This is a genomic window from Haloarcula sp. CBA1131 (assembly GCF_008728975.1).
Classification (GTDB): domain Archaea; phylum Halobacteriota; class Halobacteria; order Halobacteriales; family Haloarculaceae; genus Haloarcula; species Haloarcula hispanica.
This window is the reverse complement of the sequence record NZ_RPCY01000004.1, coordinates 206,089-227,977: the sequence shown is the minus strand read 5'-3', so window position 1 is coordinate 227,977 and position 21,889 is coordinate 206,089. Positions and strand designations below refer to the sequence as shown.

Genomic DNA, 21,889 nt, shown 5'->3' with positions numbered 1-21,889 from the left:
AATGCCTCGTCGAGGCTGTCGTCATTGAAAACAATCTGCACCCGAGAACTGAATAAAACGCACCAGTCAGTCAGTTAATGGCCGAGATTTGTGTTAGAGTGAAGGCCACGACCAGTGCCCAGAGGATGACAGTCATCACGACTGACAGCGCGGCGTTCCGACTACTGAACTCGTGGAGTATCTGCGTCGAACTGTACAGGAGATACATGGATGGGAGGAACACGAGTGCCGCCGCTGCCATGACGACCGGCATGATGAAATCCCACCCAGCGAGCAGAATCGGCAGGAAGAGCAACACGGCCGGGGCGAAACTGTAAATGACTCCCTGGAGCGTGGTGTCGAAGTCACGTCGCGTCCCGATGATTTTCACGGACGCGTGCAGGAAGATTGCAGTCAATAGGAGAAGTCCAGCCATCGACATGAACGTCACGAGCGGGAGCGTCCCGAGCGCGGCGACACCGGGACTCACGATAGCAAAGGAAAAGCCCCAGCCGAGAGCGAGGTCAATGACCGTCATTGCAATCAGCGTCACGAGCGTGAGGATGAGCGTCCCGATGGTCGCAAACATGAGTGGCGCATCGAGTCCCTGGATATCGCTTCGGACGTACTCGAAGAAACCGCTCGTATCGTTACTGATCTCCTTGATCGGGTCGATGTACTCGTCGGTCAGGTACTCGATGCGAACGTCACGGCTCAGCACCTCGATCAGCACTGCCGAGATGATGAAGATGCCAGTGAAAACCTGGAACAGGCGCACACCTAGTCCCGCCAGCACGAGGATATTCTGCGTGAGTGCAAACACGAGTGCACCCAGGAAGGTGCCGGGCATTGACCCTTTACCACCGAAGAGGTTGGTTCCACCGATGACGACGCTGGCGATAACGATCAGCTCAGTGCCCTGTCCGGTTGACGGCGACACAGCCTGTGTAAAGGCAAGCTGACCGATACCAGCGAAGGCCGCGAGTAGTGCGACCAGCATGAAGTTGATAATCTTTACGTGGTCAGTCTTGATACCGGTTCGCTGGGCGCTCTCTTGGTTTCCGCCGGTGAACATCGAGCGGTAGCCAAAGGCGGTTCTGTTGAGGACGTAGTAGCCAAGGACAAGGAAGACGAGGGTCCAGATGATCTGGATCGGGAACTGCTGGAGCAGCGCCGGTCCAGAAACCAGTTCGGTAACACCGCCGATGTAGAATAACAGGTCGGGATAGTTGTCGCTGCTAATCGTTGCGGTTTGCCCCTGTAGAATAACGAGGTTTGCGCCCCGTAATAATGTCAAGGTCCCGATAGTGACGATAAGCGACGGGAGTCCCAGTTTGGTTATCATGAGTCCCTGGAACAGCCCGTACAGGGCCGCAAACAGGAGCACTAGCAACACCACGAACAGGATGGGGTAGCCAGTTCCGTACATGGTCGCTACCAGTGCGCCACAAACAGCCATCAGCGACCCGACTGACAGGTCGAACTCGCCGGAGACCATCAGCAGAGTCATCCCGTATCCGATGATGGCTGTCACCGCGGTGTTCCGAACGATGCCGACCAGATTGTCTGAACTGAGGAACACGTCCGCCCGGACGATTGTGCCGAGCGCCAGAAGGACACTCACCGCGAGTATCGCCCCCACCTCCCGACTCTGTAACAGTCTTGATACGCTGCCTAATCCGCTGTCTCTTGATACTGAGGCATCGACCTCTGCCATACCTGGTCGAACGCATTCACCAATTATAAAACATTGGTTTTACGGCATGTGTTGTCTGGCTATTCAAGCAACTGACACGCTCTCGATGGCCGAAAATACAGTGATGAACGGCCGAAAGGCCCTCGATCGTGTCGGCAGTCTCAGTAGTTATTGTCCTGCCAACTCTGCAGGTCACCCCAGGACCCGGAACGACGCCGAGCGAATTCGAGGTTCGATTCGTCGATGATGGAAATCCCAGTGTTGAAGTCTTTCATCGGGATCCCGCGCTCCATGTAATTCCACATCATGTTGACCGGCATGTTCCCCTGGCTGTACGGGTCCTGCCCTGCGGTGAAGTCGATAGTTCCCTTTTCAATCCCGTCTAGTGTCGGCCCGGGAAGGTCGAAGCCACCGACCGTCATCTCGTCCTGCAGGCTGTTGTTCTCGACGAGTCGACCGCCGGCAATTGCGCCCTGCAGGGCTGTCCCGAGGATGAGGTTGAGGTCAGGCGTGGCGCTGTACTTCGTATCCACGCGGTTGATAGCCTGCGAAAGGTCGCCGCTGACGTTCAGCGTGCTCAGAACCCGCACGTCGTCCTGTGCTTCGAGGGCCATGCGAATCCCCTCGGCTCGCGCCGACAGCGCCGGGTGGCCCGGCGCGGAGGTGGTCGGGAGCGCGACGATCTCCCCGTCGACTTTTTCCCGGGCTATCTCGTACCCAGTTTGACCGACTGCCACACCGGCTTCGACGAACTTCTGGCCTACGTACGGGATGACGGTTCCGAACGTGTCCATCATCTCGCTGTATTGGCCCGAGTAGACGCTCGTGTTGAACGAAGCGACGGGAATGTCGTTGTCGATGGCGTTCTGGATTGGGCCGGTGTACTGGTCCTTGTTCAGAATACTCGTCGCGATAGCGTCTTCGCCGTTATTGAGACGCGATATCGTCGTGTTGAGCGTCTCGATCTGCTGGGCCGGGTCGTGGCTCGACGGGCCGATGAACTCGCCCGACCAACCGACGTTGTTCAGCGCGTCGTTCATACCGACGATAATACCGGTCATGAACTCGTCGACGACGTGCGTGACAAACACCATCTCGCGTTCCTCGTGTGTCGGGTTCGCGAGGTCCATGCTGTCGGCGGTGGGCGGGGGGACGAGCGGGACTCGGAGTGCTGTTGGAAGCGAGTCTGAGCCGCCTCCACCGTCGCTCTGGCCACCGGAACCGTCGCCACTTTCGCCGTCTGCAGATTCCGTCGGTGTCTGGCTGTCAGACCGGAGTCCACCACAGCCGGCCAGCGCGGAGAGGCCACCTGCGATGCCGACGGCGCTCATCTGTTTCATCAGATTTCGCCGTGAGACGCCGAGATCGATCGATACTATCTCGTCACCGTGTTCGGATGCGTTACCGTCAGGCATACACTTCACCATTGGTGAACAGGTAAATAAACATTTCTATTAATCATCCATGTTGCTGGTTGCACAGCTAGCGGAGTGTCGAGAGTGGGCTCTCGAGATGAGTCCCCGCACAGTATCGCCGTCAGACGTACACCCGTTCACCGCGCTCGTCGCTCTCCCGTATGGCCTCAACCACGCGCTGAACGTCGACGCCATCCTCGAAATTCGGTCGGTACTGGTCACCATCTCGAACGGCGGTGAGGAACTCGTAGTTCTCGTGGACGAACGTGTGCTCCCAGCCGATGATATGGCCCGCTGGCCACCAGCGGTCCATGTAGGGGTCATCGTCGTCGGTCACGAGAATCTGTTGGTAGCCGCGGTCGTCCGGTCCCTTGACCTGGAGTTCGTTGAGCCGGCGGAGCGAGAACTTCAGCGCACCCTCGGACCCGTATATCTCGATAGCGTTGTCGGCCTTTCGACCGGTTGCGATCCGAGACCCCTCCAGAACGCCCTCCACACCGTTCTCGAACTCCACGAGGGCTGAATATTCGTCGTCGGTCGTCACCGGTCGGGTCCCGTCGCCGTCGGGGTCGGGTCGCTCCGTGACCTGTGTCACCAGCGAGCCGCTGAGGCTCTCGATATCGCCGATAATCCAGCTGACGAGGTCGATCGTGTGCGATCCCACGTCACCCACGACACCAGTCCCGGACACGTCCGCGTCACAGCGCCAGTTCCAGGGCAGGCTCGGGTCGGCCAGCCAGTCCTGCAGACAGCGCCCCTTCACGCGGTAGATCTCGCCCAGTTCGCCAGCATCAACCAGTCGCTTTGCCAGCTGGATCGCCGGCACGTAGCGGTAGTTGAACCCCGTCGCGGCGACGGCGTCGCTCTCGCGGGCGGCCTCGCACATCTCCGTCGCCGTCTCGATGTCCGGCGCGAGGGGCTTCTCACACATGACGTGTACATCCGACTCCAGGGCGGCGATGGTCGGCTCGGCGTGGACGTGGTTCGGCCCGAGGTTGTAGAACACGTCCACCTCGTCAACCACGTCGCGCCAGTCGCTCGCCGTTCGGTCGAAGCCAAAACGGTCTGCCGCGTCGCTGACGGCCGCCTCGCTCCGACCGATGAGTACGTCACGGTTCGTCGCCGGCGCGTCGGGGAAGAACATCGGCAAGCGCGCGAGCGCGTTCGCGTGTGCTTTCCCCATAAATCGGTAGCCGAGGAAGCCGATATCGAGGGTCATGCGGTCGCCTCCGTCTCACCGCGAGCGAGCGCCATTGGTTGGCTGGCACATGTGCGATACGTCTCTGACAGATTCAACTGCCAGCGAGTCCGGTCAGTGTGGAGCGCTATTCGCATCGAGTGAAATCTCGACAGCGCACGAAATAAAGATTTGGAGAAGCCAAACGGGAGTCTACCGAAGCCGATACCACTATACGATCCGCATCTATATCGGCGGATATGCTCGAAGACGAAACGCGACTCGGACTCGGAACGTACACACTCACCGACGCGGACGGCGTCGAGACGATTAAAGCGGCCATCGAACACGGGTATCGCCACATCGACACCGCCCGGCTCTACGGGAACGAAGCGGAAGTCGGCGAGGCCATCGCCGCCGCCGACGTCGACCGTGACGACCTCTTCGTCGCAACGAAGGTCGCACACTTCGAGGAACCGGAGAAGACGACCGAGTACGTCGAGCGGGCTATCGACGAGAGCTTCGAGAAACTCGGTCTCGACCGCATCGACCTGCTGTATCACCACTGGCCGCGCGGGCAGGACGACATCGAGACGGTCCTGCCGGTCCTCGCGGACCGCGTCGCCGACGGCCGGGTCGACAATCTCGGCGTGAGCAACTACACCGTCGACGACCTCGAACTCGCCGACGAACTGATCGACCGCCCTATCGACGCGCTCCAGGTCGAGATGCACCCACTACTCCAACAGGACGAACTCTGGGCATTCCTCGCCGACACCGACACCGACCTCGTCGCCTACTCGCCGCTGGCCCAGGGCGAGGTGTTTGAGGTAGACATCATCTCCGACATCGCGGCGAAGCACAGTGTCTCGGAACCGGTCGTCTCGCTCGCGTGGCTGCTCTCGAAGGAGGGCGTGACGGCGATCCCGCGGACGAGTTCCGTCGACCACCTCCGGGACAACTTCGGCGCGCTGGAGGTCGAACTCGACGCCGAAGACGTAGATCGGATCGACGCAATCGAGCGGACCCACCGCTGTGAGGACCCCGACTGGATGACCTGGTAATCGCTGGCAGTTCGGCCCCGATGGTTTTCTCCCGTTACAGGCGTTGAGACGGGCTTTGTCCGTCGGTTTCACACCACCGCTAGTTGTGACTGACTACGAGACGCCCTCGACTGCGGTCATGGTTCGACGAGGATCTTGACGTGGCCAGTGTCCGGCGAGCCTAGTTCCTCAATGCCGTCCTCGACGAGCGCGTCCAGTCCGATTCGCCTCGTGACGAAGGTGTCCGCTTCGATGCCACCGTCGCCCAGCGACTCGATGACGGCATCGAACTCTGTCCGGAACGACCGCGGCGGGAAGCCATAGCAGTACGTGCCACGGAGGGTCCGCTCGCCCGTGACGATCCCTTGGAGGTCCACACTCGTCGTCCCGCTGGTCATACTGCCAACGGTGACACAGCCGCCCCGGCGCGTGCTCTCGATAGCGGCGTTGACCGCCGGGGCGACGCCGGCAAACTCGAACGAGGCGTCCACGCCGCCAGTCGCGGTCGTGATCTGCTCCGCAGCGTTGGATTCCGTCGGGTCGACGACCATATCAGCGCCAAGTTCCAGCGCGACTTCGCGCCGTGCCGGGTTCGGCTCGGAGGCGAAGATCCGCTTCGCGCCCGCTTCGTCGAGCGCCCGGATGACCGTCAGTCCGATTGGGCCACAGCCGAAAACCGCAGCGGTGTCGGCGGCGCGCAGTTCCGACCGGCGGACCGCGTGGAGGCCGACAGCGAGCGGTTCGATGAGCGCACCTTTCCAGACGGGCACGTCAGTGGGGAGCCGGTGGACCTGCCCAGCCGGGACGACGGCTTCCTCGGCGAAGCCACCGGCCCCGGTCTGGAGGCCGACCGCCAGCACGTCCTCACAGCGGTTGTAGGCTCCGTCCTCGCAGTACCGACACTCTCTACAGGGAATGTTTGGATGGACAGCGACAGGGTCCCCTACCTCGATGCTGGTTACGTCGTCTCCCACCTCACTGACGGCCCCGCTGAACTCGTGCCCGATGGTGATCGGCCGGCTCGCCCCCGACCTTGGGTGTGGGTCTGCGGGCGTGTACTCAGCGTGTTCGTACTCGTGAATGTCCGTCCCACAGATGCCACACGCCGCCACGGCGATCCGTACGTCGGTCGGTCCGACCGGGGACGGCTCCACGTCGTCGATCCGTACGTCGCCCGGGCCGTAGAAGCGCGCGGCTCTCATGGGTGTCGCTCCGCTGTGTCACTCGATTGCATGCCTGTTGAATATATCTCCCGGGAGAGTGCTAACCCTTTCGGTTAGACAGTACCGCGAAAACGCATCGGCGTCCACACGAACGGCGTGGTTACTCCTTGCGGTGCTGTTCAACGACGTCCCAGTCCAGTTCGATGCCCAGGCCCGGCGAGTCAGGGATCTGGATGCGACCGTTCTGGATGAAGTCCTCGTCGCGGGCCAGCAGGTCTTCCCACCATGGGACCTCCCGGGCGTGGTACTCTAGCGCGACGAAGTTCGGGACGGTGGCGCCGACGTGGGCAGTTGCAGCCGTGGCGACCGGGCTGCCAATGTTGTGCGGGACGAGCGCCTGGTAGTACGCTTCGGCCATGTCGGCGACCTTCTTCGTCTCTGCAATGCCGCCGGTCTTTGGCACGTCGGGTGCGAGGAAATCGACGGCCTGGTCCTCGATGAGGTCGCGGAAGCCGTGGCGGCCGTAGCGGTTCTCTCCGGTGAGTATAGTGGCGTTGACCCGGCGCTTGAGTTCCCGCATGGCGTCCGTGTTTTCGGGGGGTAGCGGGTCTTCTATCCATGCGAGGTCGTACGGTTCGAGCGCGCGACAGAGCCGCTCGGCCGTCTCCGGGCTGAAGTTCCAGTGCAGGTCCACTGCGATCTCGGCGTCGTCGCCGATCTCCTCCATGACAGCCGCGACGACGCGCTGCTTGTGGTCAATCTCTGGCGGGTCGAAATGGCGCGACAGAGTGTCTATTTCGCGGCCCGACGGCACGTCGAGGTCGAACTTGACGATGTCGAAGCCGTCCTCGACGGCGGCACGGGCGGCCTGAGCGTAGGCTTCCGGTTCGTAGGTCTCCTCCTCCTGGCCTTCCTCGGCGGATTCGACCATCGCCTCGCCGGCGTGGCAGTCGGCGTAGACGGCCACCTCTTCACGGACCTTCCCGCCGAGGAGCTGATACACCGGCTGGTCGAGGAGCTTGCCCGTCGCGTCCCACAGAGCGAGTTCGACGCCGCTGATAGCGATAGTGCCCACACCTTCCTGGGAGCCACGCCCCGAGAGACTCTCGCGCATGAGGTTGTAGAGCCGTTCCACGTCTGTCGGGTTCTCACCGACCAGTACGGGTCGGAGGTAGTCCGTGATGATCTCGTGGACTCCCGGGGACGGATAGGCCTCGCCGATGCCGGTGACGCCCTCGTCGGTCTCGACGGTCACGATAGTCCACGGGAAATTCCCGTCGATGACCAGCGTGTTCAGGTCGGTAATCTCTGCCGGTGGGCCGTCCGCGCGGCGCGGCGTCTCGTCGAAGTCGGCCCACATCGTCGCTGCGAGCTTGGATGCGAAGTCTTCGTACATTGTTTGTCAGTTTTTGTCATTCCACACCGTCTGCCGGCGTGGACTGGAACGGTCGTAGTGACTGCGTGTTCCGCCTCGGCAACTCGATACCATCCGGCATGACTGGTCCGCGACGAAACTGGCACACCGGATGATACCGAATCCCATCGTTTCTGGTATCTACGTTTGTCCTGTTATATGTTCCGATGCATGGGGATAGTGTCTGTACACACGTGCTGCGTTTCGTCGATGACCGGAAGTACACAGGTATCAACGTGTGTGTCGTGTACCCGTATATTTTTATACCTCCAATCGAATATTTATGATAGATTCCCAAGTAACGCCAGCCGCTGATCAGTGGCGAGACGTCCCCCATCAGTCACTGGCGGTCATCAATTAGACATGACTCATCTCAAAGACGCAATTGAATCGGCCGACAGCCCGTTCGGGACCTGGATATCGGTCGGTCACCCAACAATAGCGGAGGCAACGGCGCAGTTAGATCTGGACTTCGTCCTCGTCGACATGGAACACACGACGATGGACCTCGAAACGGTAGAGAGCATGGCGCGGGGCGTCGATGCCGCGCCCGGCGACACCGACATGATCGTCCGTGTCCCGTGGAACGACCCGGTCCGGCTCAAGCGTGTCATAGACATCGGCGTCGCCGGAGTGATGGTTCCGATGATCAGCTCCGCCGAGGAGGCAGAAGAACTCGTCCGCTCACTACGGTATCCGCCGGACGGGATTCGTGGCATCGCTGGGAGCCGAGCGACGCGATACGGGAAAAACTTCGAAGAGTACGTCACGAACGCGAACGGGTCCATCCTCACCATCGCCCAGATCGAGACAGAACAGGGGATGGAGAATGCCCAGGATATCGCCGCTGTCGAGGGCATCGATTCGCTGTTCGTCGGCCCGGCCGACCTCTCCGGTTCGCTCGGGATGTTCGCAGAGTGGGATTCATCAGAGTTTGACGATGCTGTCCAGTCCATCATCGACGACAGCCACGCGGCCGACGTGCCCGTCGGAACGTTGACGACCGACATCGGGGCCGAGGCGATCGAGTCCCGAGTGCAACAGGGTTTTGACTTCCTCATCGCCGGCAAGGACGTGGCCCTGCTGATGGACAGCGTCGAAGTGGCTATCGACAACTACGCCGAAGCGCTGGACAGGCCGGTCTCCGCATCCGACGACTGACCGCGCTGCAGACCTGACAGCCAAAACTGGCCGTATCTCATTCTGTGACTGCCGACTGGAGAGCCGATGTTGATCGATTCTCGAATCGAGTTCACAGACGCAAAAGAGACGAAGTAGTGGAGCTGGGGCCGCAAGCCGCGGATTTCAGTGACTGTAGTACCGCTCGATGGTGATGGTTTTGTCCGTGTAGAAGTTGATCGCGTCCTCGCCCTGGGCGTGGAGATCCCCGAAGAAGGAATCCTTGCGCCCACCGAAATGGAAGAAGCCCATCGGCGCACAGACACCGACGTTGATACCGATGTTGCCGGCGTCGACCTCGTAGCGGTATTTCCGGGCTTCCGCGCCGTTTTCGGTGTACAGCGAGGAGGCGTTACCGTACTGGGTACTGTTGACCATCTCGATGGCTTCGTCAATGTCGTCAGCTTTTGTCAGGGCCATCACCGGGCCGAAGATCTCAGTCTGGGTGATGTCCATATCGGTCGTAACATTTTCCAGCAGCGTCGGCCCGAGGAAGTTCCCATCGGGGTAGTCGGGGTGCTCGAAGTCGCGCCCGTCGACGACTAGGTCCGCACCCTCGTCGACAGCGTCTTCGACCATCTCTTTGACGCGCTCGGCGGACTCACCCGTGATGAGCGGGCCCACATCGGTGTCCTCGTCGAGGCCGTTGCCCACGGTGAGGTCGTCGATGGCGTCGAGGATTTGCTCGCGTAGCGGTTCGTAGCTGTCGCCAATACCCACGACCACGTCGTTTGCGAGACAGCGCTGGCCGGCGTTGCCATACACCGAACCGATGACGTTCGGGATGGCTTCCTCCAGTTCGGCGTCCTCAGAGACGACAGCGTAGTTTTTCGCGCCGCCCTGGGCCTGCACGCGCTTGCCGTGTTTGGCGCTGGTCTCGTAGATGTGGCGCGCGACCGGGGTCGACCCGACAAAGGAGACGCCCTCGATGTCCTCGTGTTCGAGGAGCGCGTTGACCGTGTCGACGCCACCGTTGACGAGATTGACGACACCGTCTGGGAAGTCAACCGCGTCGATGGCCTCGAAGATGATCTGCGAACTCAGTGGGACTTTTTCGCTGGGCTTGAGGACGAACGTGTTGCCCGTGGCGACGGCGTAGGGCAGGAACCACAGCGGGATCATCGCCGGGAAGTTGAAAGGCGTGATAGCCGTGAACACGCCAAGTGGTTGTCGGATAGCGTGTTCGTCCATGCCGCTGGCGACGTCCTGGACGTTCCCGCTGCCCTCGCGCAGCATGTTCGGAATCCCCGCCGCGACCTCGACGTTTTCGATGCCGCGACGGATCTCGCCGCGAGCCTCGTCCAGTGTCTTCCCGTGTTCGCGTGTCAGCGCCTGCGCGATGTCCTCCTGTCGGTCTTCGAGTTCCGATTTCAGGTCGAAGAGATACTGGACGCGCTCGACCGGCGGTGTTCGGGACCACTCGTCGAACGCCTCGCTCGCTGTCTGGACGGCCGCATCGACAGTCGCCTCGTCGGAGAACGGCACTTCTGCCAGTGTCTCGTTCGTTGCCGGATTGACAAGCGGTTGGCCGTCGTCGCTGTCGACGGACACCCACTCGCCACCGACGTAATTTTCCACAGTGTCGGGTACTGCAGTCGCCGCTGGCGACTGCTCTTGCTTGCTCGTCATACAAGAAACACCTCTCGGTCCACCCATAAATGTGTTACGCCACCGCGCGCGTTCGGAGCCATCGGACTGCCCACAAGCCGTACCACTCTTACTGTTCCAATCACAAGGAGGAGTATGGGGTCTGTTACGTACGAGTACGACGACGAGACAGTGATTGTTACCGGCGGAAGCTCCGGAATCGGGCGTGCCATCGCGATGGCGTTCGGTGCCGCGGGGGCGACGGTAATCAACGCCGACATCACGCCGGAGCCAAAGGATGCAGGTGCGACTGAACCGACCCATGAAGCCATCGAGGCCGACGGCGGAACAGCCCACTACGTCGAGACTGATGTCTCATCACGAACGGACATCGAATCGGTTGTCGAGGCAGCCCGTGAGTTCGGCGGTGTCGACGTGATGGTGAACAACGCCGGGTGGTTCACCCGGGGCGACCTGTTTTCGGTCGACGAAGAGACCTTCGACCGGATTCACAGTATCAACACGGGCGGGGTCTTCTTCGGCTGTCAGGCGGCTGCGGCGGACATGCGAGACAGGGATGCAGGCGGAACCATCGTCAACACGGCGTCGATCAGTTCGACACACGCTCAGGCCGATCAGATCCCCTACGACTCCACGAAAGGGGCGATCAAGATGATAACCCAGGGCGCAGCGATCGAACTCGCCGACGAGGACATTCGTGTCAACGCAGTCGCGCCGGGACACATCGCGACCGAGTTCGGGTCCGGAGCGGAACAGAAGGAGGACTCCGTCGCGGCCGGTGACTTGGTAAAGCCCATTCCATTAGATCGACCGGGCTACCCGTCGGACATCGCCCCGGTGGTCCTGTTTCTGGCCAGCGACCAAGCGGGCTACGTGACCGGCGAAACCGTCTACGTCGACGGCGGGTGGCAGACGTTCTGATGGCGTTGCCATAGCGCCGGTAGCGGGTGTCATTTGATCGATAACCCAGTACAATTATGACCCGGTAGTCTCATTGGTATACTATGCGTGCCTTAGTGCTCGATGCGGAGTGGAATCCGAAAACAAGCTACGACCTGTCCGAGGACGAACAAGAGCAACACCGCGCGATGAACAGCGCCAGCGTCTGGCAGAACCCCGAACTGCGTGTCGAGGAGCGAGAAAGACCTGAACCGGACGAAGACGAGGTGCTCGTCCGTGTCAAGTACGCCGGCATTTGCGGCAGCGACGCCGCCATGACCGAGACCGACGACGACGGCTACATGCACTATTCGGCGTACACGCAGCTCCCGAACGTTATCGGCCACGAATTTTCCGGCGAGGTGGTCGAGACCGGCGACGACGCGGATTTATTCGAGGCTGGCGATCCAGTAACTGCTGAGGTCACGGACTACTGTGGCCGCTGCCAGATGTGTCGCCAGGGCTTTCACGGCCACTGCGAGAATTTCGAACAGATCGGCTTCACGCTCGACGGCGCGTTCGCTGAGTACGTCACCGTCCCGGAGAAGATTCTCTGGGGCGTCTCCGAGCTCTCCGAGCAGTACGACGACGAAGATGAACTATATCGGGCCGCAGCGACAATCGAACCCAGCACGATCTCGTTCTACGGGCTGTTCGGGCGGGCCGAGGGTATCTGGCCCGGTGACTACCACGTCTACCACGGCGTCGGACCCATCGGCCTGACCGGCATGAACGTCTCGCGTGCGGCAGGCGCGGGCAAGGTCATCGCGTTCGAGCCCTCTGACGAGCGCCGCGAAATTGCAAACGAACTCGGGTTCGATCACGTCTACAACCCAATCGAGACTGACCCCGCGGCGAAAATCAACGAAGTGACCGGCGGCGAGGGTGCGGACGTACACGTCGAGACCAGCGGCGCAGTCGGCGCGACCTACCCGGTCATCGAGAACACACTGGCCGAGCAGGCCAACGTCGTCCACATCAGCAACGCTGGCAGCGACCCCGATATCGCACTCCGGAAATACCAGGGGTCGAGCGCCCAGATCTACGGCTCCGAGGGACACACCGGCCAACAGGTGTATCCGCGGACCATTCGATTGATGGCGAGTGGCCGACTGGACAATCTCCCGATCGTCACGTCGACGTTCGACCTCGAGAACGCCGACGAAGCTGTCGCGCAGGCCCGTAAGCGCGTGGACGGCAAGGTCCTCATCGAAGTATAGCGGCGGACTCACAGTTTTTCGTAGTCGATTTGCTTCCAAAAGTGCCAGTTGCGTCTTAGACTCGTTCGGTGTCCAGAAAAGAGCCGGTCGCGGTTACTCTTCCAGGTCCGCGAGGTCCCATTTGCCGGTGATGATCGCACCGGAGTCCGCGTTGTCCGGTTCGACGACGGCTTCGACGAACGAGGGGCCGTCGTAAGCGAACGCTTCTTCCAGAACTCCTGCGAGGTTCTCGGGCTTGACAACGCGCTCGGTGAAGCCGACGTTGAACGACTCGGCCATATCCATGAAGTCGACCATCGTTTCATCATCGAACTCTGTGTCGATGACCCGGTCCCAGCCGTACTTGTTCACTTGCAGGTTCCGGATGGACTTCCAGCCGTTGTTGTTGACGACGACGTAGTTCACGTCGATGTCGTGTTCGACGGCACAAGCGACTTCCTGGTTACACATGAGGAAACTGCCGTCGCCCTCGAAGTCGACGACCGTCCGCTCGGGGTTCGCGAGCTTCGCGCCGATAGCGGCCGAGACGCCCCAGCCCATCGTCGAGAAGCCGCCACAGGAGATGTTCGTCCGCGGTTCGTACACCGGGAACTCGGGGTTGATCGTCTCCTGGGGCTGGCCAGCGCTGGTAACGATGCTGCCGTCCCGCGGGAGTACCTCGCGGACCGCCCTGGCCACGCGAGAAATACTCATCGGCACGTCGTCGTTCTCCCAGCGCTCGTCGACCTGCGCCTGCCAGTCTTCCCACAGTTCCTGGATCTCGTCGTAGTATTCGTTGTCCTCCGTGGAGACGGGGGCGACTCGGTCCTGAACCGCGTCCGAGATCTGGCGAGTGACGACCTTCGCGTCGCCCTGTATCCCAACCTCGACCGGGTAGTTCTTCCCGATCTCCTGTGGGTCGATATCGACGTGAACCAGCTTGCTCGGCGGGATCTCAAAGCTCACGCCTTCCTCAAAGGAAGAGGTATGCATGTCGGTGAACCGACAGCCAACGGCGAGAATCACGTCGGCATTGGAGGCGAGTTCGTTACCGGCCGTCGAGCCGATCCAGCCCGCGTATCCGACGAATAGGTCGTGGTCCTCCGGGATGATGCCCCGCGACTGGAACGTCGGAATGACGGGGGCCTGGAGGTGTTCAGCAAGTTCCTGGACCTCGTCCCAGGCCTCTGCGATCATTGTGCCGCCGCCAGGGACGATGACGGGGCGGTCAGCCTCGGCCAGCAGGTCCGCGGCGTCCGAGACTGTGTCGGGGTCACCACCGGGTCGGCTGTGGGGTCGGTGCTTAGTCGGTTCTGGGAGTTCCACGTCCGCGGCCGCGCCCTGTACGTCCATCGGCACGTCGATATGGACAGGGCCGGGGCGACCGGACAGCGCCGTCTGGAAGGCACGACGGAGGACGCGTGGGAGCCGTTCAACATCGTCGACGACGAAACTCTTCTTCGTCACTGGCTCCATTACACTTGGGAAATCCCCTGGCTTCTGGCGCTCAATCTCTTGGAGAATCCCCTCGCCGTACTCGTGGGTCTGGGGTGCACCAGTGAATATGATCATCGGAATAGAGTCGACGTAGGCCGTCGCCGCTCCAGTGACGGTGTTCGTCGCACCCGGACCGATGGACGTGAATACAGCGAGTGGATTACCACTCGCGCGTGCGTACCCGTCAGCCAGGTGTGTTGCACCCTGTTCGTGTCGTGGTTGGATAACCTCTACCTCGGATTCGTTGAAGGCGTCCAGCAGGTTCGTGCTCCCGTGGCCCGGAATGCCCACGAGGTACTCGACGCCCTCCTTTTCGAGATATCTGGCGATAATTTCGCCACCGTTCAGTCTTGGCATCTCATCAAGAACGTGCACGCGGGATTTATTAAACGTTCCCCCACACGTGTCACGCCTTTACCCGAGAGTCAGCATGCCTACAGCGTGGGAATGACCTCGTCACCCATCACTTCGAAGAACCGCGCCGGATCGGGGCTCGTATTGCCAAGCGCGATGCGGTCAAATCCCATCTCGGCGTACTCCTCCAACTGGGCGGCGATAGTCGACGGATCGTCGGCGATGAGGAACTTCGCCTCGATTTCCTCTTCGGTGGCTTTCTCACCTTCCTGTTCGATCTCTTTCGGATTCGCCATCGCCCGGTCGAAGACGTTCTGGGTCGTCGCCCACCACGGTCGTGTGGCGGCCCGGGCTTGCTCGAAGTCCTCGTCGTAGGAGGCAATCACCAGCAGCGTCGTCTCGATACTGTCCGGGTCTCGACCCTCTTCTTCGGTGTAGCGACGGATTGCCGGATACAGGCGGTCTGTGTATTCCTCACCTTTCTTGACAGTGATGAAACCGTCACCGTACTCGCTGGTCAGCGATGCCGTGCTCGGACCGTTTGCGGCCAGATGGATCTCTGGACGCTCCTCAGGCATCGTGTACAGTTTCGCGTCGTCGACCTCGTAATGATTGCCCTCGTAGCTGAAGAAGTCGTCCGAGTCGTACAGCCCGTGGATGATCTCCAATGTTTCTTCGAGGCGGTCCCGTCGGACAGAATACTCAGGCCATTCATGGCCCAATGGTTTCTCGTTCATTGCTTCCCCAGTAGAGAGCCCAAGGACGACCCGTTCGTCGTGCATTTCTTGGATTGTTGCGAACGCCTGTGCCATCATCGCCGGATGATAATGTTTGCCTGCGGGTGTGACACACGTTCCAATGGGGATGTCGACCCGCTCAGTCGCAGCCCCGAGCCAGGACCATGCGAAGCCCGCTTCCGCATCGGTGTGGAACCACGGATGGAAGTGGTCTGATGTCCAGATGAAGTCGAATCCGTTATCCGACGCGAGCTCGGAGTACTCCAGAAGCTCCGACGGGCTGTACTGCTCCTGATGGGCCATGTAATCGATTGCGACCATGGTATCTTCCGCTTGTGTGTTCTTGGTAATATCAGTTTCCCCATGCTAGCTGTTTGACGGTTGTCTGTCGATGATACCAAGTCCGTTCGTCTCTCTCAAACATCCGTCACAAGAGAAAATCCGAGGTCTTAGTTCATAGACAGAATTCGCGGTTCCAGGCAAATGTGCACCGAAAGGAGTTCGGTTCTTCCGAACACCGAAATATGTTCGCAGCTCACGAACAGGTTTAAGACAAGGCCGAGGCAATAGAAAGGTATGCCAACCCAGGACGAGTCTCGAACGGTCGAAGCGGTCCAAACGACGCTCGATATCATTGAATTTCTGTTAGAACGAGACGGTGCTGGAATCACTGAAATCGCTGACGAGCTCGACCGGTCTAAAGGAACGATTCACGGACACATGTCCACACTATATAAAAACGAGTATGTGATCAAGAAGGACGAGACGTACCGGCTGAGCCTTCGTCATCTCGAACTCGGTGAGACGGTCCGGGATCGACTACAGATATACGATGTCGTCACCGAGGAACTCGACGATCTCTCGGCGTCCTGTGGCGAGCTAGCTCAGTTCGCAATGCCCGAACACGGTCAGGCCGTATACATTTACAAAAGCGCCGGGGAAAACGCGGTCCAGTCGGCATCGTCACCGGGAAAACGGGAGTACATGCACTGTCTCTCCCTTGGCAAAGCGATGCTAGCACATATGTCGGCCCGCGCGTCAATGAGATCATTGATCGCCACGGCCTTCCGAAGTATACTGAAAACACAATTACGACTAGGGAGGCTCTCTTCGATGAACTCGAAGAGATCCGCGAGCGTGGGTACGCCTTCGATCGGGAAGAGAAAATCCAGGGGCTCCGCTGTGTCGCTGCACCGGTGACGACGAAAAATGAAATAATCGGTGCTATCAGTATCTCTGGCCCCGCGAGTCGATTCGAAGGCGAAGTATACGAGGAAGAGTTGCCCAGTATGGTTACGCGGTCAGCGAACGTGATTGAAATCAATTCCCAGTTCTCCTAACCCCCTGTTTGGATACTGCGAACGTACGGTCTGACACAAACTGAGCCCTCTGATCCAATGGCGAGGTTCTCTGGGATTGAATAACGACTGTACCACTGTTATTGTAAGAACCGGTTATCTCATATTTCGACGCCATCTCGGTCTTCTTGTTACTGCTGCACCCCTCAAGCATCTTTGCAACGAAGAATATGTGACTGTAGGTAACAATCGTGCAGAGTCGATGATGATCTACTGATCTCCGTGTCAGAGACTCCGGGCCGATCACCTGACAATTGGTTCTACCGCTTGTTACTGGTTGAAGACGTCTTTTTGTGGGTGTTAACGCTGTAAGATCAGTGGCTGACTATTACGACTGCGACAGTTCTGTCCGGGCTTAGCGTGGCTTACCCATTACTGAGGACTTAGCAGGATAGAACTGGAGACTCTCAAGTAATCTGATGACAGCTTGTAAAGGATTGATGTTTATTTTATTTACTTTTTATGATGGTGTGACTTAATATGGCGATAATTTTCATCTCTATCATACAGTCCAGCTAAGAAATTAGGCGAGCAGATAGAGGATTTTTATAGCTGGAGTAACTAATTAGTTTATGGCAACCTCCGAATCCGTGTCTGAAACAGCGGAGTTTGAAGTCAAGAATATCGGCGGTATCGACAGTACCCAGGTTTCGATTCCCCCAGGCGTGACCGTTCTGACAGGCAAAAATGCGACTAACCGAACGTCGTTCCTCCAATCAATCATGGCTGCCATAGGGAGCAATCAGGCGACACTCAAAGGTGACGCCGAGGACGGATATGTTAAACTCAACCTCAACGGCGAGACCTACGAACGAACGCTCACCCGCGCAGGTAATTCGGTCACCTTTGATGGCGACGGCTACCTCGACGATTCCGAAGTCGCGGAACTCTTCGCGTTCCTCCTCGAAATCAACGAAGCGCGACAGTCTGTCGCTCGTGGTGACGACCTTCGCGAGATTATCATGCGCCCTGTCGATGTCGGCGATATTAAAAATAGAATCCGCGAATTAGAAGAGAGAAAGGATGATATAAATGATAAACTAACCACTATTGAGGATAGAAAAACAGATATTCCTGAACTTGAACAACGACGAACACAGATACAGGACCAGATTCAGGATAAAAAAGATGAGCTTGAGGAGAAAGAAGAAGAAATAGAGAAAAGTAACCGTGATATCGAGACAGGCCGGCAGGGGCAGGAAGAGTTAGAAGCAAAGCTCGACGAACTCCGCTCAACGCGCTCAGAGCTTGAATCGACGCGCCGCCAGATCGAGACCCAAACCGAGAGTATCACGTCACTCAAACAGGAGCGAAGTGACCTCGAAGCCGATCTTGCGGAGCTGCCCGAGACGCCGATGGGAGATCACCAACATCTCGAAACCGAAATCGAACAGCTCCGAGAAACGCGTCAAACGCTGAACACTCAAATATCGGACCTCCAGAGTCTCATCCAGTACAACGAAGAACGACTGGCAGAAGAGGACTACGAGGTACTCGAGACGCTCGACGAGGCCAATCAGTCCGAGTCGAGCGATTCGCCAACTGACGAGCTACTTGCAGACGATGACGACGACATCACCTGTTGGACGTGTGGTTCAATGGTCAAACGCGACCAGATCAAGGACACTGTCGACCGTCTCCGAGAACGCCGGTAGGGCTTAATGCAGGAACTTAACGAGGTCAAATCTGAACTTGATAATCTGAAAACCACTCAGCGCGAGGCCACACAACAGCAGAACCGGCGTAGGGAATCGAGCGCAACCTCGCAGACATCGAAACTGAACTTGAGAGCCGCGAAGACCAACTTGAATCGCTCAAATCCGAACACAAGGCACTCACTGATGACGTCGAATCACTCGAAGCCGAGGTCGACGATCTTGAATCGGAGGACTTCGACGAGGTGCTCTCGCTTCACAAAGAAGCCAATCAACTCGAGTTCGAAATCGACAGCCTCGAATCAGATCTCGAAGGCGTCTCCGAGGAAATCGAAGAGATCGAGGAAATGCTGGACCGTGCCGAACACCTCCGAAAAGAACGCGAGGAGTTGGGTGACCAGTTGACCGATGAACGGACAAAGATCGACCAGATCGAAGCCGAGGCGGTTGAGGAGTTCAACGAACACATGGAGGCGATGCTGGAGATTCTGGACTACGAGAACCTCGACCGGATCTGGATCGAACGTGTCGAGCAGACAGTGCGTGAGGGGCGACGGAAAGTCGAGAAGACAGTGTTCAACCTCCCTGTCGTCAGGACAACAGAAAATGGAGCCGCCTACGAAGATACGATTGAACATCTGAGCGAGAGTGAGCGCGAGGTCACGGGACTGATCTTCGCACTGGCAGGCTATCTCGTCCACGACCTTCACGAGACAGTACCATTCATGCTAGTGGATTCACTGGAAGCGATCGATTCAGACCGCATCGCCCAGCTCGTCGACTACTTTGAAGACTACGCTGCGTATCTCGTGGTCGCCTTGCTCCCTGAAGATGCACAGGCACTCGACGATGACGTTACTCGGGTGACTGCTATCTAAGGTCGGCTCATACTGCTCACAAGCTTTCATATCGTCGTCGAGATACCCACGCACTTTGCACTCGGTATCGACCTAGACGATCTACCTTTCATCACAGACTGACGGGTCGCTGAGTCCCTCAGATGGCGCTTCCATAGTAGTCCTATTGGCCACATGTAGGTTATAGCCAGGTCTATCGGCGTGCAGGTGAAAGTGCCGGAGAATGGCGGCACCGAATGGGGTTGGGGTGGGGGTGGGTACACAGACACCGAAAGTGGATTCAGAGGGGTGTCTGTGATTGGACTCGTCTCTTCTCAGCTATCAATTTTCTGGCCTACGTATCAATACTCGAATGATTCGTTATCACTATCGACGGTGTTCACCAGCTAACCAACACAAACACCCTATTTGACCTGTGTGTTGGTCAAATTTCTACCTTATCATCGAGAGCAACGGCAATGAAGACGTGTCCTCGATCTCTACGGTGAAATATCGTGAATTTCGGACCTGCTGTTAGTACGTATACCGAGATCGAGACCGTCCATGGTGTTAATCTCAAAACCGATCTCCTCGACGACCGCACCTACTCTTGCACGGGGAAAGAGTGAAAACGTAGGGTCTATTCGTCGTCTTCCCCAGGCTGAATATCCCGAAGTCGCCCACTGACTTCTGCTTCATACTCCACTAAGAGCTTGTAGAACTCCTCAATCGTCTCCTCAGCAGTCCTCCCTTTCGCCTTGATTGTCACGCTGTCTTCGTCTCGTGTTCCGGTTCCTCGTTTTAACCGGGCTTCCATACTACTCCCGATATCTGTTCGTTCAACCGTTTCAACCGCGCCTGAAGCCGCTGCTGGCTCGTCGTTTGTTTCTAATGACATAGTTTTTCTCAGGACGCTCTCACTGGAGCGCCCCTCACCCGCTTGGGGCACACAAAACAGCCGTCAGTTGCCGTTATCGAACGCACCCAGACTGGCCTGTTCGCTCTGGACAGACGTCGCAACGGCAGGTGTTCGATCTTCCGAGCCCATGTCTGTCCCCTGCGTTGGACTGAGCTGGTCGCCTCCCTTGAACGTGTTCTCGAACACGGCAGTCACCCACTCGTGAAGCTCGGAACCCTCCTCGTCGTCTAGCTCGCGAACGCTCCCACCCAGCGAGGAATGAGAGGTCTGCCACGCTCGCTGGAACTCAACAGTCAGTGAGTCTCCCTGAATGATGTAGGCGTCCAGATTCAAGAAACAACAGTTCAGCGCCGTCATTCGGGCACATAATGGGTCCTTGTCTTGCCCGACAAAGAGCGCGTCTGGTTGCTTTCGACCAGCGACCAGTAGCATACGACCGCTCCCACAGGTCGGGTCAAGAACAGTCTGCCGGTCCTCGGTACCGCTACTTTCGTTTACAACACCGGCGATCTCAGCCATTGTCTCGCAGACAGTGTGTGGCGTAAAGTGCTGGCCGAAGGCATCGCTCGACATTCCATACTCCTCGTAGACCGCACCCAGAAAGTCAGCACTGGTGACTGCCATCCGTTCTTGCAGCTGGCCGAACGCTTTAGAGAAGAGGTCGACGGACCGCTGCCCATGTGGATGGTCCATATCACCGCGCTCACGATAGTTATCGACGATTTCCAGATATGGATCGTCTCGGTTCTGAAGCGCGAATAACATGAGTTTGACCCAGTCTCGAAACACGGTGTGGGCGCTGTGCCCGCGCTGGCGAATCTGCTCAAGCGTTTCAACAATCCCGTCGACGTCAAGCTGTGGAGAAGCCATGCTCTCTCAGCCACCAGAGAGTCACAAATCGAGCCGACCAGTTATCGTCACTCCAGAGTTCTACTCGTTGCTTAATCTGGTCAATACATCAACATAGGGTCCATCAAAAATTCTAAGACAAGCGTCCTACTTCCTTCAATATGGCACAGTGTAATCTCTGTGGACAAGAATGGAACCAACCGGATATTGAGCGTATCTGCGACCATTTTGAAGAAGAACACGGATTTTTTCAAGACTAATACACAGTATCATACAACCCTTCATGGGGTGTTATTTTCAACTAGGGTAGTTTGAATCAGATGAGCGGTACGCAGGCCTACCGAGCAGCTGTTTCAATCGCCTTCACAAGTAATGAATCCGTATTCACAACATCTGCTATAGATTGTAGAGGCCCTCAACTGAGCGACAGTAGTAGTCCTGAGTGGAGTCCTGAACAGCGTCAATTTCATCGGGATGCGTCGCAACGATGCTGACGAACTCTTTCGGAGGCTTCCAGTTGCCCTCTGTCTCCCGTGCTTCCCACTCTTGGACGAGAGCTTGCTCACCGTCAGCAGTGACATATAGAACACGAATCCCCGGCTGCTCGCTGAGTGGCCCTTCCAGCAATGTGCCAGTTCGGGTATCAACTACCCATTCAAGCAGGAGACCAGCCCGCCACTGAATGGCATACAGTTTGACCTCATCGTCATCAGCAGATTCTATACGACCGTTGTCAGCCCATGATTGGGGCAGCAATTGATTCGTGGTTTTGTCTGTCCAACGCCACTTTCGCTCTTTCGATCCATGCTTTCCACGTCGATAGCCACTGCTCATTTTGGATTTCTCTCAGCTACCCGAGAAGCACAAAACAG

General features: G+C 58.3%; 17 protein-coding genes and 1 pseudogene. 7 read left to right on the top strand and 11 right to left on the bottom strand.

Annotated features, from left to right (window positions below; all coding sequences use genetic code 11):
• Positions 1-70 precede the first annotated feature (70 nt).
• The 3 genes from Har1131_RS18845 to Har1131_RS18835 form a co-directional block, all read right to left on the bottom strand.
• Complete coding sequence (locus tag Har1131_RS18845; protein WP_151148200.1) at positions 71-1,696, bottom strand: ABC transporter permease; 1,626 nt, start codon at positions 1,694-1,696, stop codon at positions 71-73.
• A gap of 140 nt (positions 1,697-1,836) precedes the next feature.
• Positions 1,837-3,090 carry a substrate-binding domain-containing protein gene (locus Har1131_RS18840; RefSeq protein ID WP_191907516.1) on the bottom strand — a complete coding sequence of 418 codons (1,254 nt, stop codon included), beginning with the start codon at positions 3,088-3,090 and terminating at the stop codon, positions 1,837-1,839.
• 121 nt (positions 3,091-3,211) lie between these two features.
• Positions 3,212-4,309: a Gfo/Idh/MocA family protein gene (locus Har1131_RS18835; protein ID WP_151148196.1), complete on the bottom strand. Its 1,098-nt coding sequence runs from the start codon at positions 4,307-4,309 to the stop codon at positions 3,212-3,214.
• 218 nt (positions 4,310-4,527) lie between these two features.
• Between Har1131_RS18835 and Har1131_RS18830 the strand changes: the two genes are divergently transcribed.
• Positions 4,528-5,331: an aldo/keto reductase gene (locus tag Har1131_RS18830; RefSeq protein WP_151148194.1), complete on the top strand. Its 804-nt coding sequence runs from the start codon at positions 4,528-4,530 to the stop codon at positions 5,329-5,331.
• A gap of 116 nt (positions 5,332-5,447) precedes the next feature.
• Here the strand turns inward: Har1131_RS18830 and Har1131_RS18825 are convergent, their stop codons facing one another.
• Positions 5,448-6,512 carry a 2,3-butanediol dehydrogenase gene (locus Har1131_RS18825; protein ID WP_151148192.1) on the bottom strand — a complete coding sequence of 355 codons (1,065 nt, stop codon included), beginning with the start codon at positions 6,510-6,512 and terminating at the stop codon, positions 5,448-5,450.
• A 121-nt stretch (positions 6,513-6,633) separates the two neighbouring features.
• Entirely contained in the window at positions 6,634-7,869 is a 1,236-nt protein-coding gene (locus Har1131_RS18820) for a mandelate racemase/muconate lactonizing enzyme family protein (protein WP_151148190.1), read from the bottom strand.
• A 381-nt stretch (positions 7,870-8,250) separates the two neighbouring features.
• Between Har1131_RS18820 and Har1131_RS18815 the strand changes: the two genes are divergently transcribed.
• Positions 8,251-9,048 carry an HpcH/HpaI aldolase/citrate lyase family protein gene (locus Har1131_RS18815; protein WP_151148189.1) on the top strand — a complete coding sequence of 266 codons (798 nt, stop codon included), beginning with the start codon at positions 8,251-8,253 and terminating at the stop codon, positions 9,046-9,048.
• Between the two features lie 144 nt (positions 9,049-9,192).
• Here Har1131_RS18815 and Har1131_RS18810 read toward each other — a convergent pair whose 3' ends face one another.
• Entirely contained in the window at positions 9,193-10,695 is a 1,503-nt protein-coding gene (locus Har1131_RS18810) for a CoA-acylating methylmalonate-semialdehyde dehydrogenase (RefSeq protein WP_151148187.1), read from the bottom strand.
• 114 nt (positions 10,696-10,809) lie between these two features.
• Here Har1131_RS18810 and Har1131_RS18805 point away from each other — a divergent pair, with 114 nt between their 5' ends.
• Both Har1131_RS18805 and iolM read left to right on the top strand, forming a co-directional pair.
• Positions 10,810-11,595: an SDR family NAD(P)-dependent oxidoreductase gene (locus Har1131_RS18805; RefSeq protein WP_151148185.1), complete on the top strand. Its 786-nt coding sequence runs from the start codon at positions 10,810-10,812 to the stop codon at positions 11,593-11,595.
• Positions 11,596-11,678: 83 nt separating this feature from the next.
• A complete protein-coding gene (iolM, locus tag Har1131_RS18800; RefSeq protein ID WP_151148183.1) occupies positions 11,679-12,833 on the top strand; it encodes a scyllo-inosose 3-dehydrogenase in 1,155 nt (384 codons plus the stop codon).
• Positions 12,834-12,926: 93 nt separating this feature from the next.
• Here iolM and Har1131_RS18795 read toward each other — a convergent pair whose 3' ends face one another.
• Together Har1131_RS18795 and Har1131_RS18790 are read right to left on the bottom strand one after the other, a co-directional pair.
• Positions 12,927-14,666, bottom strand: coding sequence for a thiamine pyrophosphate-binding protein (locus Har1131_RS18795; protein WP_151148181.1), 1,740 nt, complete (start codon positions 14,664-14,666; stop codon positions 12,927-12,929).
• Between the two features lie 77 nt (positions 14,667-14,743).
• Positions 14,744-15,721 carry a TIGR03557 family F420-dependent LLM class oxidoreductase gene (locus tag Har1131_RS18790; RefSeq protein WP_151148179.1) on the bottom strand — a complete coding sequence of 326 codons (978 nt, stop codon included), beginning with the start codon at positions 15,719-15,721 and terminating at the stop codon, positions 14,744-14,746.
• Between the two features lie 255 nt (positions 15,722-15,976).
• Here Har1131_RS18790 and Har1131_RS18785 point away from each other — a divergent pair, with 255 nt between their 5' ends.
• The 3 genes and pseudogenes from Har1131_RS18785 to Har1131_RS18780 all read left to right on the top strand — a co-directional run bounded on the left by Har1131_RS18785 (position 15,977) and on the right by Har1131_RS18780 (position 19,291).
• A complete protein-coding gene (locus tag Har1131_RS18785; protein WP_225308186.1) occupies positions 15,977-16,600 on the top strand; it encodes an IclR family transcriptional regulator in 624 nt (207 codons plus the stop codon).
• Positions 16,489-16,740 (top strand): IclR family transcriptional regulator C-terminal domain-containing protein, encoded by a 252-nt coding sequence (locus Har1131_RS22320; RefSeq protein ID WP_225308233.1) that lies wholly within the window; start codon positions 16,489-16,491, stop codon positions 16,738-16,740. Before Har1131_RS18785 ends, Har1131_RS22320 begins: the two co-directional genes overlap by 112 nt.
• Positions 16,741-17,330: 590 nt before the next feature.
• Positions 17,331-19,291: pseudogene (locus Har1131_RS18780) on the top strand (archaea-specific SMC-related protein).
• A gap of 598 nt (positions 19,292-19,889) precedes the next feature.
• Here the strand turns inward: Har1131_RS18780 and Har1131_RS18775 are convergent.
• The 3 genes from Har1131_RS18775 to Har1131_RS18765 all read right to left on the bottom strand — a co-directional run bounded on the left by Har1131_RS18775 (position 19,890) and on the right by Har1131_RS18765 (position 21,851).
• Complete coding sequence (locus Har1131_RS18775; protein ID WP_151148177.1) at positions 19,890-20,147, bottom strand: hypothetical protein; 258 nt, start codon at positions 20,145-20,147, stop codon at positions 19,890-19,892.
• A gap of 63 nt (positions 20,148-20,210) precedes the next feature.
• Complete coding sequence (locus tag Har1131_RS18770) at positions 20,211-21,038, bottom strand: N-6 DNA methylase (protein WP_151148175.1); 828 nt, start codon at positions 21,036-21,038, stop codon at positions 20,211-20,213.
• A gap of 375 nt (positions 21,039-21,413) precedes the next feature.
• A complete protein-coding gene (locus Har1131_RS18765) occupies positions 21,414-21,851 on the bottom strand; it encodes a hypothetical protein (protein WP_151148173.1) in 438 nt (145 codons plus the stop codon).
• Positions 21,852-21,889: the final 38 nt, after the last annotated feature.